This is a genomic window from Pseudovibrio sp. JE062, from assembly GCF_000156235.1.
Taxonomy (GTDB): domain Bacteria; phylum Pseudomonadota; class Alphaproteobacteria; order Rhizobiales; family Stappiaceae; genus Pseudovibrio.
On the sequence record NZ_DS996805.1, the window covers coordinates 624,766 to 639,991 of the forward strand.

General features: G+C 52.6%; 14 protein-coding genes. 5 read left to right on the top strand and 9 right to left on the bottom strand.

Annotated elements, in window-relative coordinates; all coding sequences use genetic code 11:
- Position 1: 1 nt before the first annotated feature.
- The 5 genes from PJE062_RS02670 to PJE062_RS02690 form a co-directional block, all read right to left on the bottom strand.
- Complete coding sequence (locus tag PJE062_RS02670) at positions 2–289, bottom strand: hypothetical protein (protein WP_157039024.1); 288 nt, start codon at positions 287–289, stop codon at positions 2–4.
- Positions 290–403: 114 nt separating this feature from the next.
- On the bottom strand, positions 404–1,060 hold the full coding sequence (locus PJE062_RS02675) for a DsbA family oxidoreductase (RefSeq protein WP_008546828.1): 657 nt from the start codon (positions 1,058–1,060) through the stop codon (positions 404–406).
- A 106-nt stretch (positions 1,061–1,166) separates the two neighbouring features.
- Positions 1,167–2,408 (bottom strand): response regulator transcription factor, encoded by a 1,242-nt coding sequence (locus PJE062_RS02680; protein ID WP_008546609.1) that lies wholly within the window; start codon positions 2,406–2,408, stop codon positions 1,167–1,169.
- A gap of 8 nt (positions 2,409–2,416) precedes the next feature.
- Complete coding sequence (locus tag PJE062_RS02685) at positions 2,417–4,090, bottom strand: class I adenylate-forming enzyme family protein (RefSeq protein WP_008546524.1); 1,674 nt, start codon at positions 4,088–4,090, stop codon at positions 2,417–2,419.
- A 116-nt stretch (positions 4,091–4,206) separates the two neighbouring features.
- The gene (locus PJE062_RS02690) at positions 4,207–6,069 is read right to left on the bottom strand and encodes an extracellular solute-binding protein (protein WP_008546754.1); all 1,863 of its coding nucleotides are present in this window, start codon (positions 6,067–6,069) and stop codon (positions 4,207–4,209) included.
- Positions 6,070–6,370: 301 nt separating this feature from the next.
- On the opposite strand from PJE062_RS02690, the gene PJE062_RS02695 reads away from it, so the two are divergent.
- Positions 6,371–6,985 carry an invasion associated locus B family protein gene (locus PJE062_RS02695; protein ID WP_008546562.1) on the top strand — a complete coding sequence of 205 codons (615 nt, stop codon included), beginning with the start codon at positions 6,371–6,373 and terminating at the stop codon, positions 6,983–6,985.
- 116 nt (positions 6,986–7,101) lie between these two features.
- Here PJE062_RS02695 and hspQ read toward each other — a convergent pair whose 3' ends face one another.
- The 3 genes from hspQ to PJE062_RS02710 form a co-directional block, all read right to left on the bottom strand.
- Entirely contained in the window at positions 7,102–7,434 is a 333-nt protein-coding gene (hspQ, locus tag PJE062_RS02700) for a heat shock protein HspQ (RefSeq protein ID WP_008546550.1), read from the bottom strand.
- A 212-nt stretch (positions 7,435–7,646) separates the two neighbouring features.
- Positions 7,647–8,684, bottom strand: a complete 1,038-nt coding sequence (locus PJE062_RS02705) for a CoA ester lyase (RefSeq protein WP_008546624.1) — start codon at positions 8,682–8,684, stop codon at positions 7,647–7,649.
- A 176-nt stretch (positions 8,685–8,860) separates the two neighbouring features.
- Positions 8,861–9,754 carry a lysophospholipid acyltransferase family protein gene (locus PJE062_RS02710; protein ID WP_008547291.1) on the bottom strand — a complete coding sequence of 298 codons (894 nt, stop codon included), beginning with the start codon at positions 9,752–9,754 and terminating at the stop codon, positions 8,861–8,863.
- Positions 9,755–9,955: 201 nt separating this feature from the next.
- Between PJE062_RS02710 and PJE062_RS02715 the strand changes: the two genes are divergently transcribed.
- Positions 9,956–10,906 carry an AEC family transporter gene (locus tag PJE062_RS02715; RefSeq protein ID WP_008546533.1) on the top strand — a complete coding sequence of 317 codons (951 nt, stop codon included), beginning with the start codon at positions 9,956–9,958 and terminating at the stop codon, positions 10,904–10,906.
- Here PJE062_RS02715 and PJE062_RS02720 read toward each other — a convergent pair.
- Entirely contained in the window at positions 10,903–12,165 is a 1,263-nt protein-coding gene (locus PJE062_RS02720) for a UbiH/UbiF family hydroxylase (protein ID WP_008547029.1), read from the bottom strand. The genes PJE062_RS02715 and PJE062_RS02720 overlap by 4 nt on opposite strands.
- A gap of 270 nt (positions 12,166–12,435) precedes the next feature.
- On the opposite strand from PJE062_RS02720, the gene PJE062_RS02725 reads away from it, so the two are divergent.
- From PJE062_RS02725 to PJE062_RS02735, 3 genes are all read left to right on the top strand, one after another.
- A complete protein-coding gene (locus PJE062_RS02725) occupies positions 12,436–13,341 on the top strand; it encodes a DUF2182 domain-containing protein (RefSeq protein ID WP_050773820.1) in 906 nt (301 codons plus the stop codon).
- Between the two features lie 38 nt (positions 13,342–13,379).
- Positions 13,380–14,075 carry a phosphatidylcholine/phosphatidylserine synthase gene (locus PJE062_RS02730; RefSeq protein ID WP_008547159.1) on the top strand — a complete coding sequence of 232 codons (696 nt, stop codon included), beginning with the start codon at positions 13,380–13,382 and terminating at the stop codon, positions 14,073–14,075.
- 162 nt (positions 14,076–14,237) lie between these two features.
- Entirely contained in the window at positions 14,238–15,215 is a 978-nt protein-coding gene (locus PJE062_RS02735; protein ID WP_008547002.1) for a quinone oxidoreductase, read from the top strand.
- The last annotated feature ends 11 nt before the right edge of the window (positions 15,216–15,226 follow it).

Genomic DNA, 15,226 nt, shown 5'->3' on the forward strand with positions numbered 1-15,226 from the left:
ATTACTTCTTAAGTCGGCGATATGCATAGGCCACAATTTCATAAGCGCCCCAGCCAACAATCATGTAACTCCACAAGATGGGAACAAGCAAAAGCCCCCAAGCGGCAAACAGGCCGAGTGAGTAGAGTAACTCGCTGATATCATACCCTGTCATAGAGCACGGATTAGCAAAGCCCTCGTGAACTTCGCAGCCTGCTATCTCTCCTGCTATAAGCACCACAACTACTGAAAAGATCCAGAAGATAAGCGGTGAAGAAAACAGGAGGAGAAGTACTCTGCGTTTGCTCATTGCAAGTGCCCCTTGAACCATTGGCGCTGACGTAAAGAGTGCGGCAGTTTTCAGTCAACCGGACTCATTCAGCTCATGTGATTTCAAGAGTATTGAATATTTTCAGAGCAAGGGCTATTCGCCAGTTTTCGTCTCTTCTGCGTGGCGGATGGCTGCGGCCAGTGTTTCCGGGTTTTCAGCGCCTGCAACTGCAAAGCGGCCGTCGATGACGAAGAATGGGACGCCGGTGACACCGATTTCATGGGCACGGAATACGTCGGCTTCCACTTCCTTGACATCCTGATCAGTGTCCAGAAGATCTGAGACGAGTTTACTGTTGAGACCAGCCCGTTCTGCAGCGTCGACAAGAACTTGTTTATCTGTCAGATCTGCGCCTTCGGTGAAATAGAGTTTGAACAGCTCTTCAACCATCGCATCTTGCATGCCTTCTGAGCGTGCCCAACGGATCAGGCGGTGGCTGTCGATGGTGTTGGGTGATTTCTTAATGGCTTCGAACTGGAAGTCGATATCTTCTGCTACGCCAGCATTGCGTACGTGGGAGTAGGCCTGCTCTGCTCGCTCAGGCCCACCGAACTTGTCTTCCAGATACTTTTTGCGGTCCTTACCTTCTTTCGGGAGGGTCGCATCCAACTGATAGGGGTGCCATTGAACCTTGACGGTGCTTTCCGGCAACATCATGAGGGCTTTTTCTAGTCGGCGTTTGCCGATGAAGCACCATGGGCACATGACATCGGAGATCACATCAATGACAATCGGGGCATTAGTAGACATCTGAATTCTCAGTTATGGGTGTAATCGCGTGTGCTCTGTAGCCTATCAGGAAAATCCGATGGTTGCTCTGGAAATCTCTCACAGTTTCGTGAGCTCGCAGAAGGACTTATCCGTTGCCTAAACCTGTGGTGCGTACCATCACCAGAACACGGTTGGAGAGTTGCTCCATCCCTTTTTTACTGCGCAGAACAGCAACCGGGCCACGGCCTTCGATGTTGGCGACAAAATCCTCATCACGGCAGACAGCCATGGCGATAGAGAGAACGGTGCCGCTCCAATACATCTGATGCTGGGCGAAGGCCTGTGGGTTGCTGCCTGTGAAACGTTCTATGAGTTCCAGCAGGTTGAGCTCGTAGATGGATTCGCCGCGGCGCTTGGTGGATTCTTCCAGAAGCGTCAGATAGCTGCGGTAGGTTTGCTCTGACAGGTAATCCTCATCGTCCTGCCGGGCGAGCCATTGACTGGAGACCGTGAGGATCGCATCAGTGAGGCGCTGGCGGCGGCCTCCGCGCAACGCGCTGATGATGTGGCCTGTGAGAGCCTTATCTGTCACGTCACCCAGGAGAACATCCGTTGCGCCTGCAGAATAGAGCAGGTGAGCGGATTCTTCATCCACACTGTGGGCGAGGATCGGTAGGTTGAAGTAGCGTGGGTCTGCGCGAAGCCGTTCGATCTCCTCACAGGCCTGCCATGCTGGCATATCGATCAGCACGGCCTCAAACCGGCGAGCGGTGAGGTAGTCCTCTGTCATGTCAGAGGTGAAGCCGCCAACGATCTCAACGGGCATATCCAGAAGAGCTTGTGTGCGGCCAAAATGCTTGCCAAAACCTGCGACGAGCAATCCTGCGGACTTCAGCGGACCAAACTCTGTTTTGTATTCCGGGAGAGGTCCGAACAGGCCGCGGCGCAAGCGGGCTTCTTCTGCCCTGTTCGCAAGACGCCTCAGGCCTGCAATGCGCGGCAGAAGGACGTCCGGTGGAATAGCGTCACTGACAGTTGCGCTAGGTTTGAGCTCAAGAGGGACAGGAGCGTTGCAATTGGTGATGACTAGCAATGGGACTTCAACGCCTGGGCCTTTTCGGAAACGCTTAATGGTTTGAGTGAGTTCATCCAGCTCTGGCGGATTTTGCTCTTGCCATGGCAAGAGAATGCAGATTGGGAGAACGCTCGCGCCTTCCAGCTCTTCCATAAGCTGCTGGCTTGTTCTGATCGCAACGAGGCGATCAGATAGAACGGTCAAAGGCTCCAACATATCAAAGACATGATTGTGCACTGGAGCTATCAGCAGGATTTTACCCCAGCTGGAATCGTGCGTTTCAGTCTCTAATGGTTGGCTATGCTCGGCCATTCATCCTCTCAGGCAACCGCTTCCACCGGTTTGGGCTGGGAGCGTCTGGTCAATTTCTGTCTGTCTACGCGGCCATCTTCTGTCATTGGCAGTGCGCGCAGCGACAGAATTCTGTGTGGCATCATTGTCAGGCTCACGCGTGATGCGTCGAGGTAGGCGTAAAAGGCTTCTACATCAACGAGAAGACCTTCTGACGGTACCACCGCGACCATTAGGCGTGCACCCATTAATTCATCTTCTACCAGAAAAGCAGCCGCTTCTTTTACCCCCGAGAATTCACTGTATATCTCGTCGAGACGTTCCAGCTCGAGCAATCCGGGGGCTCTTTGACCAGGTGCGCCGAAGCCGTGAATGGCTCCTGTAACTTCATGTACGCCAACAGGGATTTCGGTAATCAAGCCGTGCTCACCCTGTTCGTTACTGAAGAAAGTGAGGTGCGAGTCATTTGATGGCCAGTCTGCATCCGGGACCATCGCGCCCTTGAGTTTGAGGTGATATCCGGTTTCCGCCTTTGCGGATTCCTGTGAGAATTCCTCATTAATTTCAATTGGATCAATATTAATTAGGCACGGTCCATGGGTGGATGTGCTTGGGGCAAATTGATTGCCCGGGATCAATGGCACAGGTTGATCCGAGGTTCCCCGCAGATGTGCCACCATTGCATATTCGTCGAGCACATGGAGATCTGTCACGACACCTTTTGCCTGGTATTTTGCAGGCTTTGGTGAGGTGATGGACCATGTGGCAACGGTGTTTGTGCTCCAGCCTTCCAGCGCTCCATCGATGTGGGATGCAAGCGGTCCAGGGGTCAAAATATAATTTGCCTCGATGGAGCGAGCATGATCCGTCAATGTGGATAAAGCGTGTGGATGGTGGAGATGGAGTGTTCCTTCGCTCAGCAGCCATGGCACCAAACCTGCTCCAATCCCTGTAATTCCGCAGAGAATGTATGGCAGCAGAATGCGTGCACCGGGCTCCAATCTTGTCTCCAGGAACGGCATCAAGCCTGTGGAGACCCAGTGGTTATGACTGCGCGGGATGGGACTGATTTCTGCACCTGAGTGAACCCAGGTGAGTGTTGCCACGTGATTGGCTGGTGCGCCTTCGCGCTCAATGATTGGTTCGGCGAAGGAATCTCCGTTTTCGGCCAGCATCGGCGCCATATCAATGAGGCCATCAGGAATGTCACTGCCGAGGCCGAACACGAAACGCAGAGAGAAGAAGTCGGCTGCTGCATCCCGTGCCTCTTCGCCAAGCATGCGTGTTTCAACGCGATCTGCGGTGATCAACGCTTTGGCGTCTACCGTGCTGAGTGCGCGTAGGATCTCAGAATGGCGCCAGTGCAGCGGGAAGGGGGATACGATCAGGCCTGCGCGTAACGCACCGAGAATACAGAGGACATTGTCGACTGTGTTCGGGGATTGCAGGCCAAGAATATGGTCTGGCTCCATGCCAACAGCAGCGAAGAAGCCAGCAATCCGGCTGATTTCCTGTTCCGCCTCGGCGTAGGTCAGATGGCGCGGTTTGCCGCCTGTCCATTTTTCTCTGTCGGGTGCATCTACCAGTGCCAAGCGGTTTGGATGTTTTTGCGCCGCACGTCTGAACAGCATATCAAGGGTGATGTTGCCCCAAACTCCTGTTGTGCTGTGGTTTGCAATGGCATCGGTATTTGACAGTATCATTTAAGGTAAGTCCGCTAAGCGACTGAGAAATTCGAGATTCGGCAAGTTGGTTAATAGACACTTTTGTTGAGTAGGCTGCCTTCATCAAGAACGCAGCCCAATTTTTATGTGTTTATCTACTCTTTAGGTGCATCCCACCAGTTGTCGTACTGCATGCCGTATAGCGGTGCCTTCTCCGGATGCTCCACTGTGGTCCAGCGCGCGACCCATTCAGCCGGGGCGTGATAGAGCGGGATTGCATAGAAACCGGAGATCAGAACACGGTCGAACGCGCGCACTGTGGCAACGAATTCTTCGCGGCTGCGAGCGGCGACCATGGCATCAATCAAAGCATCAATGGCAGGTTCTTTTGCGCCAACGATGTTTCTGGAGCTTTTGGTATCAGCTGCCTGCGATGACCAACGGGCGTACTGCTCGCCGCCCGGAGACAGTGAAGCGAACCAGGTGTTGAAGAGGGCGTCGAATTCGAAAGAGGCGCGACGTTCTTCAAACTGTGCTGCATCTACCATGCGCACTTCAAGATCGATGCCCAGAAGCTTCGCAGTTCGTTGCACGGCCAGAGCGACTTTCTCTTCGTCCTGAACTCGTACGAGGATTTCGAATGCAAACGGCTCGCCGGTTTCAGCGTTCACCAGTTTGCCCTGATCCAGTTTGTAACCTGCTTGTTTGAACAGGTTCAATGCATCCCGGAGCACCTTTCGGTCGCGTCCGGAGCCATCAGCTTCTGATGGACGCCATGTGCCAGCGAGGACATCATCAGTCACAATATTTGGGAATGGCTCGAGCAGTTTCTTTTCCATCTCGCTCGCAGGGCGACCGATGGAGGAAAGCTCTGAGTTGTCCCAGTAACCGTCCGTACGCTGGTACAAACCGTTGAACAGGGTTCTGTTGATCCACTTGAAGTCGAGCAGCATTCCGAGAGCCTGACGCACACGCTTATCTGCAAATTGCGCGCGGCGGGTGTTGAACGCGATCCCAGTCATGGCTGGAGGCGTGCCGCGTTCAAATACGTCTTTTACGACCTTGCCTTCTTCAAACGCAGGGAAGTTGCCCGCGCTCTCCCAAAGGCTTGGGTTCGCGTAGATCAGAGCTTCAGTGTCACCTTTGCGGAAGGCTTCCTGCAAGGCGTTGTAATCGCGGAAGTAGTCGACGGTGACTTCGTTGAAGTTATCGAAACCGATTTTCTGCGGCAGATCTTTGGCCCAGTAATCGTCACGGCGCGTGTAGGTTGTACGACGGCCCGGATTGATCTCAGAGAAAATATAAGGACCAGTGCCGACTGGTGGTGTCAGCGTGGTGTTGCCAAAGGTCTTTGGGTCAGTTGTCCGACTGTTGAAAATCGGAGCCAGTGCGATGAGGAGTGGCAGCTCACGGTCACTGCCATCTTTAAAGTGCAGCTTTACGGAGCGCTCCCCGGTTTTTTCGAAGTTGACGACTTTTCCGTACCAACGCGCATATGGCGGGCGGCCATGATCACGGATGGTTTCCAGAGAAAAGATAATATCTTCAACGGTTAATGGATCTCCGTTGGAGAATTTTGCATTTGGATTTAAGCGAAACTCGATCCAGTTGCGCTCTTCCGGCATGCGCACGGCTTCGGCAAGGTGTGCATACAATGTGAATGCTTCATCGTTGCTGCGCAGAAGCAGGCTTTCCAGAATGTAGTTGCCCATCTGGCGCTCTTTCATGCCGCGCGCAGAGGTCCACGCCCCTTTGAGGGCAAAGGAATTCAGACTATCAAAAGTACCTTGAACGCCAAGAGAGAGACGACCGCCTTTGGGAGCATCAGGATTGGCATAGGGCAGGTGTGTGTAATCTGCTGGCAGAGCAGGATTGCCATGCATTGCAATACCATGGCTCCATGGCACCATATCCTGAGCAAGGGCGGTTGAGTAAGCTAATGTTGCCACACCGGAAAGGACAACAAGACCCTTCGCAAATTTATTTATTCCATTCACATAGGATCGGAAATGAGACATTCGAATTTCTCCTAGGGCGTCCGCAGAAACTAGCAATAATACGATTCTGAGGAAAATTCAGCCTACGAGGCTTTGGAAAAGGACAGTAACCACCCCAATCTATAGGTGGAAAAATGGCTTCGAGGTGTTTAAAGAAGTACATAAGTAGCATTTAACAGGTGCGTTGCCTTTTTTTCAGCTCTGTTCTGAGTATGCTTGGCGCCGAACAAGCAGTCAAAACACTGTTGAACCTAGAAATTGGTTGCTGCGTAATTGCCGGAGGCATCTTTTTGCACCGGATCAAACTTTGAGGAAATTTGGGATGGCCGTTAATTTCAAGGGCGTTCTGACTGGTGGGATTATTGCAGCAATGGCCGCAGTTGGCTTTGCTGGCACCAGTGTTGCACAGAATGCACAAGCAGAAGATGCTTGGGTGAAAGTGTGTAATACTGATCCAAAATCCAAGAAGGAATTTTGCCTTATTACACAAGAACTGCGCACGGACACTGGCCAGTTCCTTGCACAGGCTGTTGTGCGTGAAGTGACCGGCGAAAGCCGCAAACTGCTGCACCTTGCTGTTCCTCCTGGAATGCTGATCCAGCCGGGTCTGCGCGTTCAGGTAGATGGTGGCAAACAGTCTGAAGCGAAATATACAATTTGTTTTCCAAACGCTTGTATTGCCGAAATGGTTATTGATGACACCTTTATCGGTAGCCTGAAAAAGGGTGGCAAGCTGATCATCACCACTTTGAATCAGCAGGGTAAGGCTCGTCCATTCGACCTGACCTTGAAAGGGTTCACCCGTATTTATGATGGTGAAGCGATCAAGCCTGAAGAACTCCAGGCAAAGCAGGAGCGCCTGCAGTCTGAACTTCAGAAGCGCGCTGAAGCCGCTCGTCAGAAGCTGATTGAGCAGCAGCGTCAGGCAAACCAGTAATCTGGTTTCCGTGCTTTAGGCATCAAAAAACCCGAAGGAGATTTCCTTCGGGTTTTTTATTGATCTTATGATCACGATGAGCTGCTGTTTCCATGAGCGGCGTTCAGCAATAGGCCTTAATGGATCTCTACATCCTTGACGATGTAGTCGCCATCGGTTGTTTCATCAAAAAATTCTTCGACCTGCGGATGTCGCACAGGTTCGCCACTGTCGTCTTTTTCCAGATTCTGTTCCGAGACGTAGGCGATGTATTCACTTTCTGCGTTTTCAGCAAGAAGGTGATAAAAAGGCTGGTCCTTGCTTGGACGTGCTTCTTCGGGAATTGACTCCCACCATTCTTCAGTGTTGTCGAATGTTGGGTCCACGTCGAAGACTATGCCACGGAACGGGTACAGGCGGTGACGAACGACCTGTCCAATTCTGAATTTCGCGGTTCTAATTGTCTCCATAATCCACCAAGCTTTCGAAGATACTGTATCTTGTCAGGGCGCCTTAAAGGTCATGTTGCGCGCTTATTGTCAAGTTATATAGCGCAGCAAAGAGGCGAGAGGCAGCACAAACCGATCAAAATGTGACGTTTGGGGATGAATAGCTCCTCACATTTCATTGATATGCACATCCGGAGGGTTGAAGAGTGGTGTTGACCACTCTTCAGGATTGATTATGTGTAGGCTTCTGCCAAATCCGGATCTTTTGAGATCACTAGATCAGCGAGGTCACAAATCACTTTTGCCTGTTTCCAGGTGGCGTCGTCCTGCATTTTCCCGTCCAGCATGACGGCACCGGTTCCGTCTGGCATTGCCTCCAGAATTCTGCGAGCGAATTTTACCTCTTCCGGTTCCGGAGAGAAGACGGATTTCGCAATGCCGATCTGGCTTGGGTGCAAGGTCCATGTGCCCAGGCAACCCATGAGGAAGGAGTTGCGGAACTGTGCTTCACAGGCGGCTGGGTCGCTGAAGTCGCCGAATGGACCGTAGAATGGTTTGATGCCTGCGGCGAGACATGCGTCTACCATCTTAGCAACGGTGTAGTGCCAGAGATCCTGCTGATAGCGGGTGCGTGGTGCATCGCCATCGGCGTCGGCCAGAACCTGATAATCCGGATGGCCGCCACCGACGCGGGTTGTTTTCATACCGCGGGAAGCTGCAAGATCTGCCGGACCAAGGCTCATACCGTGCATTCGCGGGCTGGCTGCTGCGATGGCTTCCACGTTGTTGACGCCTTCTGCCGTCTCCAGAATAGCGTGGATCTGGATTGGTTTGATAACGCCAGCCTTGGCTTCCAGTTGTGCGAGCAGCTGATCCAGATAATGGATGTCCCATGGGCCGTTGACTTTTGGCAACATAATCACGTCCAGCTTGTTGCCGCAACGAGTGACGATTTCGGTGATGTCGTCCAGAACCCACGGGCTTTCCAGCGAGTTGATGCGTGTCCAGAGTTTGGTTGAGCCAAAGTCGTTTTCGTTGGCCATCTGGATGAAGCCTTCGCGGGCATTCAGTTTTTCATCCGCTGGAATGGCATCTTCCAGATTGCCGAGAATAACGTCCACCTGAGAGATCATCTGCGGGATCTTTGCACGCATCTTCTCGATGTGCGGAGGCACGAAGTGGATCATGCGTTCCAGCGCGACAGGTGGCTCAGCAAACGGTGTCGGAGCACCAATGGCCAGAGGTTTATAAAAGGAACGATAGGTTTTCATCTGGCTAGCTCCCTCCCAAGCCGAAATGGAAATTCAGGGAGAGAGTATACAGATAATTGTGCGGTGCAAAATCAGCTCTTTGGGCTAAGTCCTGAAGACATTTGCATTTAGGTAGAGTGGTTTGAGCAGCTTAGGCGACTGCTCGTCATCTCGCACTTAGCGTTAAAATGGCCTGATTAAATCCACTTCTTCATGATCCACATCCACTGGGATGGTTCTTCGCGGATCCATTCTTCGAACTGGTCGTGCATTGCCTGCGTTGTGGTGATGGCGTCCTGAACGCGATCTTTGGTGCGGGCCACCGGGATTTCTTTGGCGAGAATCTCGAAGCGGGCACCTTTTTTGCGGCGGGCAACCACAGCGATGAGGCGCTTGTTCATGGTGCGGGCCAGCGCAGCAGGGATGTGCGTCGCGGCAGATGGCTGCTTGAAGAAGTCGATCTTCACACCGCGGCGATCCCGAACATCTGCAACAAAGGCTACTGAACCCTTTTTGCGCAGGATTGAAATGATTTTTGCGCCGGTGTCGTGGCCTTTGCAGTACAGGCCGAGCTTATAAAGAAAGTTACGTCGCTCAATCAGATAGGATTCGGAGTAGGGGTTCTTGAGCTTCTGGTAGACACCTGCGAGCGGCAAGCCCAGTTCCTCAGCCTTGTCTGAAACCACTTCCCAGTTGCCGGAGTGCATGGTGACCAGAACGGCGCCTTCGCCGACGGACGGTGCAAAGACCTCTGGATTTGCATAGGTAACGCGGCTCTTATCCTTGTGGATTTTGGAGAGCAAAACGGTCTCAGCGGAGACGCGACCCAGATTTTCCCACATATCCCGGATAATTTTGTCTGCTTCGTTGAGCGTCATTTCCGGGTAGGCGGCCATGATGTGGGCTTTGGCGCGGGCATGCCTATGGGTCATTGGCGCGACGATGCGCCAGACATTTCCCATGAATGCGGAGGACCAATCCAGTGGCAGAGAGCGCAGAATTCCGCCGATAAATCTAAGCGCCAGCCATTCAGCTCGGTAGCTGAGCTTCTCACGACGTGTAAGGGGGCGACGGGATTTTTTAGCTTTCATATTGGCCTTTGGGCGGATGGAGCTTTCCAGTTCCGTTTACTCGCATACTATAGTGTCGTAGTTGCCGGTATGCCAACCTCTGTAGAATGGCTATATACGCTCAACTTGGTCATGGTGATTAGCCAATCAGTCTTTCAAAAGCAACTCATTCTCCAGTCGGCAGCGGAGAACACCAAAGAATTGCATGGGGAAATGGTTTAGATGCTCAATGTTGTGAATTTGGCGATGCCATTTTTCCTTCTCATCTTCTTAGGGTTCGTTTCTGGTCGTGGTGCGAAGCTTTCGCGCGATGGCTTGGCGTGGATGAACTTTTTTGTGGTTTATCTGGCGCTACCTGCCTTGTTTTTTCAGCTGCTTTCCGAAACTCCGCTGGAAGAGCTGGCCACCTTTGATTTTGTAGCTGCAACCACATTTTCAACCTTTGCCATGTTCGCTGTGGCTTACTCTTTTGCGCGGTTTATCCTGCGGGGAAGTATTGGAGAAGCGACTGTTCAGGCGCTGGTTGGGTCTTACTCCAATATCGGTTACATGGGACCCGGCGTGACGCTGGCTGTGCTCGGTGCTGGTGCAGCTGTGCCGACGGCTTTGATCCTGTGTTTTGATACGATCCTGCTGTTCATTCTGGTGCCGATGATGATGTCCATTGGTGGGTCTCAGAACATCAAAGTGGGTCCGCTGGCCTTTGAGATTTTCAAGAAGATCGTCACGCATCCGTTCATTCTGGCGGTGTTTGCCGGTATTTTGGCAGCGGCGGTTGAGTTCAAACCACCGGTGGCGATTGATCAGACGATATCGTTCCTGCGACAGGCAGCAGCGCCCTGTGCGTTGTTTGCTATGGGTGTGACCATCGCTTTGCAACCAAGCCGCAGGACAGCAAAGGAACTACCGATCCTGTTGCTAATCAAGCTGGTCGTGCATCCGGTTCTTGTGTTTGTTCTGCTGGAGTGGATTGGAGGCTTTGACAGCCTTTGGATTTCAACGGCTGTTTTGATGGCAGCGCTGCCGCCAGCAGCTAATGTTTATGTGCTGGCGCAGCATTATTCTGCTTATGTGGAGCGGGCGTCGACTGCCGTTCTTTATGGAACGCTGGCCTCGGTACTCACGCTGCCAACGCTCATCTATCTCATTCAGTCCGGAATACTCGTGCCTTAATTGTTCTGCGCACGCATCAGTGTTGGCAGGCTCCAGGACGGAGCGATGCCTTCGCGCATGAGCAGGCGGCGGACGAGTGGGATTCTGGAGGCTGTGTAAAGCCCCATGGACCGCAACATTTGCACGGGCAGGGCATCTGTCAGCAAGGATCTGTTAAGCAGGTCTACTGCTGTTGTGCGGCTGATGACATCTGCTTTACGGCTGCGATCGTACTTCTGCAGCAATTCTGTCGAGCCCATATCAGCCTTGGTGTGCTTGGCGTTTGCAAGCAGTTCGGTTGCAACGGCCACATCGCGCAAAGACAGGTTGAGACCTTGTGCGCCGATTGGTGGGAAGGCGTGGGCGGCTTCACCCATCAGCAAAGAGCGGTTTCCACTCATGTGAACGGCGGTCAGGCCAGAGAGTGGGTAGACCTGACGCGGGCTTGCCAGTTTCAAAGAGCCGAGGACGAACTTGCTGAGCTTTTCCAGTTCTGCCTCTAGCGCTTCGTCTTTGTAGTTGTTCAGCTCTTCAGCGCGTTCCGGTGTCTCCACATAGACAAGTGAGGAAGACTTGCCCGGCAGCGGCACCATGGTGAATGGGCCGGTGTTGCGGTGGAACTCGGTTGAAATGTTGTAGTGCGGTAGGTCGTGTTTGAGGTTGAGAACGAGCGCCGCTTGTGGGTACTTCCAGTTCTTCGTCTCAATGCCTGCAGCGCGGCGAACCACTGAGTTTCTGCCATCGGCGCCAATCACCACCTGACACGTCAGGTCCTGTGTGTTGTTCAGCTCAATGGTTGCCTTGTGGTCGTTGCTGCTCACGTTTTTGATGGTATCTTCCACGAGCTCGATGAGCTCGTTTGCATTGACCAGATCAAACAGAACGCGATTCAGATCCTTGTTGAGGATGTTGTAGCCGAATGCAGGCAGATCCAGCTCAGAGGCTGCAAATGTTGTTTCCGGTGCGCGAATAAGACGATCTGTGCCATCAATCAGGCGCATCTTTTCCAGCGGCGTGAAGGACGCACGCAGGTCTTTCCAGATGCCGATGTTATCCAGAAACTGACGGGAAGCATCCATGAGAGCTGTGGTACGGGCATCATTCAGATTGACTGGCGGGCCAATGAGAACAGTTTCAAGGCCGTTGCTGGCCAGTGCCAGTGCGGCAATCATACCTGCAGGGCCTGTGCCTATAACAGCGCAATCATAGCTCTTTTCCTGCGAAGGCGTGTTGTTTTTGCTTTGGCCTTTGGTGTTGTCAGATGCAAGATTGGCTGCCATTTTTTCATTCCGCATTTTGTTTGCGTTCTATCCTTGAGTATCTAGGGGATAAAACCTATCGGTTTCAAGGTAGCGCAGGCGTATAGTCCCCTAATGAAAAGAGGGTAACTATCGTTGCGCCAGCTTCACCATGTCGCAGGGCCTAGTTTAGATTTGAACTAAATCAATGTCGCATTGGGACTATTACTGGTCTATTAGAGAAGCTGCATACATTGCGCTGGTTCCGAAACCAATGGGTTTTGGATGTCCTGAATGATTTCGAGGTCGGTTATGTCGCTTACCAGTCCGAAGACAGATTTTCAGTTGTCCTATCGGCTCCCTTACATTGTGCTGGGCGGAGCTGTGGTGCTGGGCTGGGTTTATCTGGCGGCAATGGTTATCGATATGATCAGCCGCATGGACATGGGCGAAATGGGGCCCGGCATGGAACTGTTCAATCAGTTCAACATGTTCAAGGGCCTGCCAGAGCATGTACGCGTACAGCTCGCCTCACTGTGCCTGCCGTTGGCGCAGGAAGCTTTTGGTATGCCGGGCCTCATCAATATGGGCCTCTATGACTATTTTCTGCTGTTTGTGATGTGGTTCATGATGGTGCTTGCCATGATGTTGCCCACAGCCATGCCAATGCTGCAGACCTACCATGAAGCGCGGGGCGGCAAGGCGATCTATGTTGTTGCAGGTGGTTATCTGGCCGTCTGGACTGCGTTTTCCATTGTCGCAACTGTGGCGCAGGGGTTGCTTCATGAGCTGGGCGTAATGAGCCCAATGATGATGCCTGTGTTTTCCAGCTTGACCATCACGACTGTGATAGCAGCGGCGATTTATCAGTTTACGCCTGCCAAGCAAGCCTGTCTGGACCGGTGCCGGACGCCAAATGTTGCTTTGGCCGTGCATTCCGGCGAGCAAAAGCAGAACGCCTTCCAGTTTGGAATCGAACAAGGTTTGTACTGTCTGGGATGCTGTTGGGCACTCATGGTGCTCATGTTTGCAGTGGGAATCATGAATATTATCTGGATCGCGCTGCTTGGTCTCATAATGACACTTGAAAAAAAGAGCAAAACACCGTTTACAAGCTATGGAATAGGTATCGCGCTTCTGCTATGGGGCGGTGCAAACATCTATTTCGCTCGGGCGGACTTACCTCTTTTTGAAGCTTTGGGTGATAGATTGTTCTAAGTGGTACCTGCACTTAAAGAATAACAAAGGACCCCAAGTTGACCGGTCAGACCAACTCCCGGCTGTTCCTCATTCACCTTCTTACCGCATTGGGTGCGCCCATTGCGTTGCTTGCGCTTGTCGCAGGAGCGAACGGCAACCTGCCTATGATGTTTTTCTGGCTCTGGGTCGCACTTGTTGTCGACGGGCTGGATGGTCCTTTAGCACGTAAATATGACATTCAGAATCGCTTGCCACGCTGGAGCGGCGTTATTCTGGATCTGGTTATTGATTACGCGACTTACGTTTTCCTGCCAGCTTTTGCGCTTTATCAGAGCGGGCTTCTCTCAGAGTTCTGGGGTCTTCTATCTGGTGCGATCATTGTGTTTACCGGCGCGATCTACTTCGCTGACGGCAACATGAAGACTGAAAGCGGCGGCTTCCTGGGTTTCCCTGGTGTCTGGAACATGGTGATTGTCGTGCTGGTTGCGCTGCAGTCTCCGCCATGGATCATCATTGGCATGGTGGTTCTGTGTTCTGTGCTGACCTTTGCACCGGTTGAATTTGTTCATCCTGTACGTACCGTGAAATGGCGCCCGCTGACCCTGAGCATTCTCATGGTCTGGAGCGCGGCACTTGCCATGGCGCTTTATCAGGATTTCGTAATTGAGACCTGGCTGTTTGCGCTGATTACAGCGACGAGCCTTTACCTCTTCTGCGTAGGTGCTTTGCACCAGGTGTTTCGCAAGATGTGATTCTCGATCTTGATGAGTTTTGAAAGCCCGGCCATTTGGTCGGGCTTTTTTGTTTTGCTGATCAGGTTTTCCTCTGTGGAATAGTGTTTCACCAAAGACGCTTGCAACTTAATGGCAATCTGTCCAAACTCCGCATCCAGCCGTTTATAAGGGGAATTCCATATGGTCTATGCTGTTCGCGTTGAAAAAACTGGTGATCCATCCGTTCTTACACACGTGGATGTGGACCTGCCAGAGCTGGGGGTTGGTGAAGTCAGGATCCGCCATACGGCCATTGGGCTCAACTTTATCGATACATATTTCCGTTCTGGCCTCTATCCGGCTCCCAACGGTTTGCCGTTTGTACCCGGCAACGAAGGAGCGGGCATTGTTGTCGCGCTTGGAGAAGGCGTGACGGATTTTGCGCTGGGAGATCGTGTTGCCTATGCCGGTCCGCTGGGGGCTTATGCGGAAGAGCGGAACATTCCGGCCAGTGTTCTTGTGAAAATCCCGGAAGGTGTGAGTGATGAGCAGGCGGCTGCGCTGATGCTGAAAGGCATGACTGCACGCTATCTGCTGCGCGAAACCTTCAAGGTGGATGCAGATACGACGCTGCTTTACCACGCGGCGGCTGGTGGGGTTGGTCTTATCGTTGGCCAATGGGCGTCTGCGCTTGGGGCGACTGTAATCGGTACTGTGAGTTCTGAAGAGAAGGCGCGATTGGCGTCTGATAATGGCTATGAGTACGTGATCAACTACAAGACCGAGGACTGGGTTTCCCGCGTGCGACAGATCACCGATGGGCGCGGTTGTGATGTGGTTTATGACAGTGTGGGCAAGGATACATTTCCGGCCTCATTGGACTGTTTGCGGCCTCGTGGGCTTTGGTGTTCGTTTGGCCAGTCTTCTGGTCCGCTGCCTGAGTTCAATATGGCGATCCTCTCGCAAAAAGGCTCGCTGTTCGCAACACGTCCGACGCTGTTCAACTACATTGCTGAGCGGTGGGAGCTGGAAGAAACGGCGGGTGATTTGTTTGCTGCTGTGGCGGATGGCACCATCAATATTCAGATCAACCAGCGTTACAGCCTAAAAGACATTGCGCAGGCACATTCTGATCTGGAAGGGCGCAAGACCACTGGTGCCACTGTGATCATCCCTTGATGGCTGGGGGA

Bases quoted from the DNA above. Each gene is read 5' to 3' on its own strand.
- PJE062_RS02720 (WP_008547029.1), bottom strand. From the start codon at position 12,165: ATGGCAGCCAATCTTGCATCTGACAACACCAAAGGCCAAAGCAAAAAC.
- PJE062_RS02690 (WP_008546754.1), bottom strand. From the start codon at position 6,069: ATGTCTCATTTCCGATCCTATGTGAATGGAATAAATAAATTTGCGAAG.
- hspQ (WP_008546550.1), bottom strand. From the start codon at position 7,434: ATGGAGACAATTAGAACCGCGAAATTCAGAATTGGACAGGTCGTTCGT.
- PJE062_RS02715 (WP_008546533.1), top strand. From the start codon at position 9,956: ATGCTCAATGTTGTGAATTTGGCGATGCCATTTTTCCTTCTCATCTTC.
- PJE062_RS02725 (WP_050773820.1), top strand. From the start codon at position 12,436: ATGTCGCTTACCAGTCCGAAGACAGATTTTCAGTTGTCCTATCGGCTC.
- PJE062_RS02695 (WP_008546562.1), top strand. From the start codon at position 6,371: ATGGCCGTTAATTTCAAGGGCGTTCTGACTGGTGGGATTATTGCAGCA.
- PJE062_RS02675 (WP_008546828.1), bottom strand. From the start codon at position 1,060: ATGTCTACTAATGCCCCGATTGTCATTGATGTGATCTCCGATGTCATG.
- PJE062_RS02710 (WP_008547291.1), bottom strand. From the start codon at position 9,754: ATGAAAGCTAAAAAATCCCGTCGCCCCCTTACACGTCGTGAGAAGCTC.
- PJE062_RS02735 (WP_008547002.1), top strand. From the start codon at position 14,238: ATGGTCTATGCTGTTCGCGTTGAAAAAACTGGTGATCCATCCGTTCTT.
- PJE062_RS02680 (WP_008546609.1), bottom strand. From the start codon at position 2,408: ATGGCCGAGCATAGCCAACCATTAGAGACTGAAACGCACGATTCCAGC.
- PJE062_RS02705 (WP_008546624.1), bottom strand. From the start codon at position 8,684: ATGAAAACCTATCGTTCCTTTTATAAACCTCTGGCCATTGGTGCTCCG.
- PJE062_RS02670 (WP_157039024.1), bottom strand. From the start codon at position 289: ATGAGCAAACGCAGAGTACTTCTCCTCCTGTTTTCTTCACCGCTTATC.
- PJE062_RS02685 (WP_008546524.1), bottom strand. From the start codon at position 4,090: ATGATACTGTCAAATACCGATGCCATTGCAAACCACAGCACAACAGGA.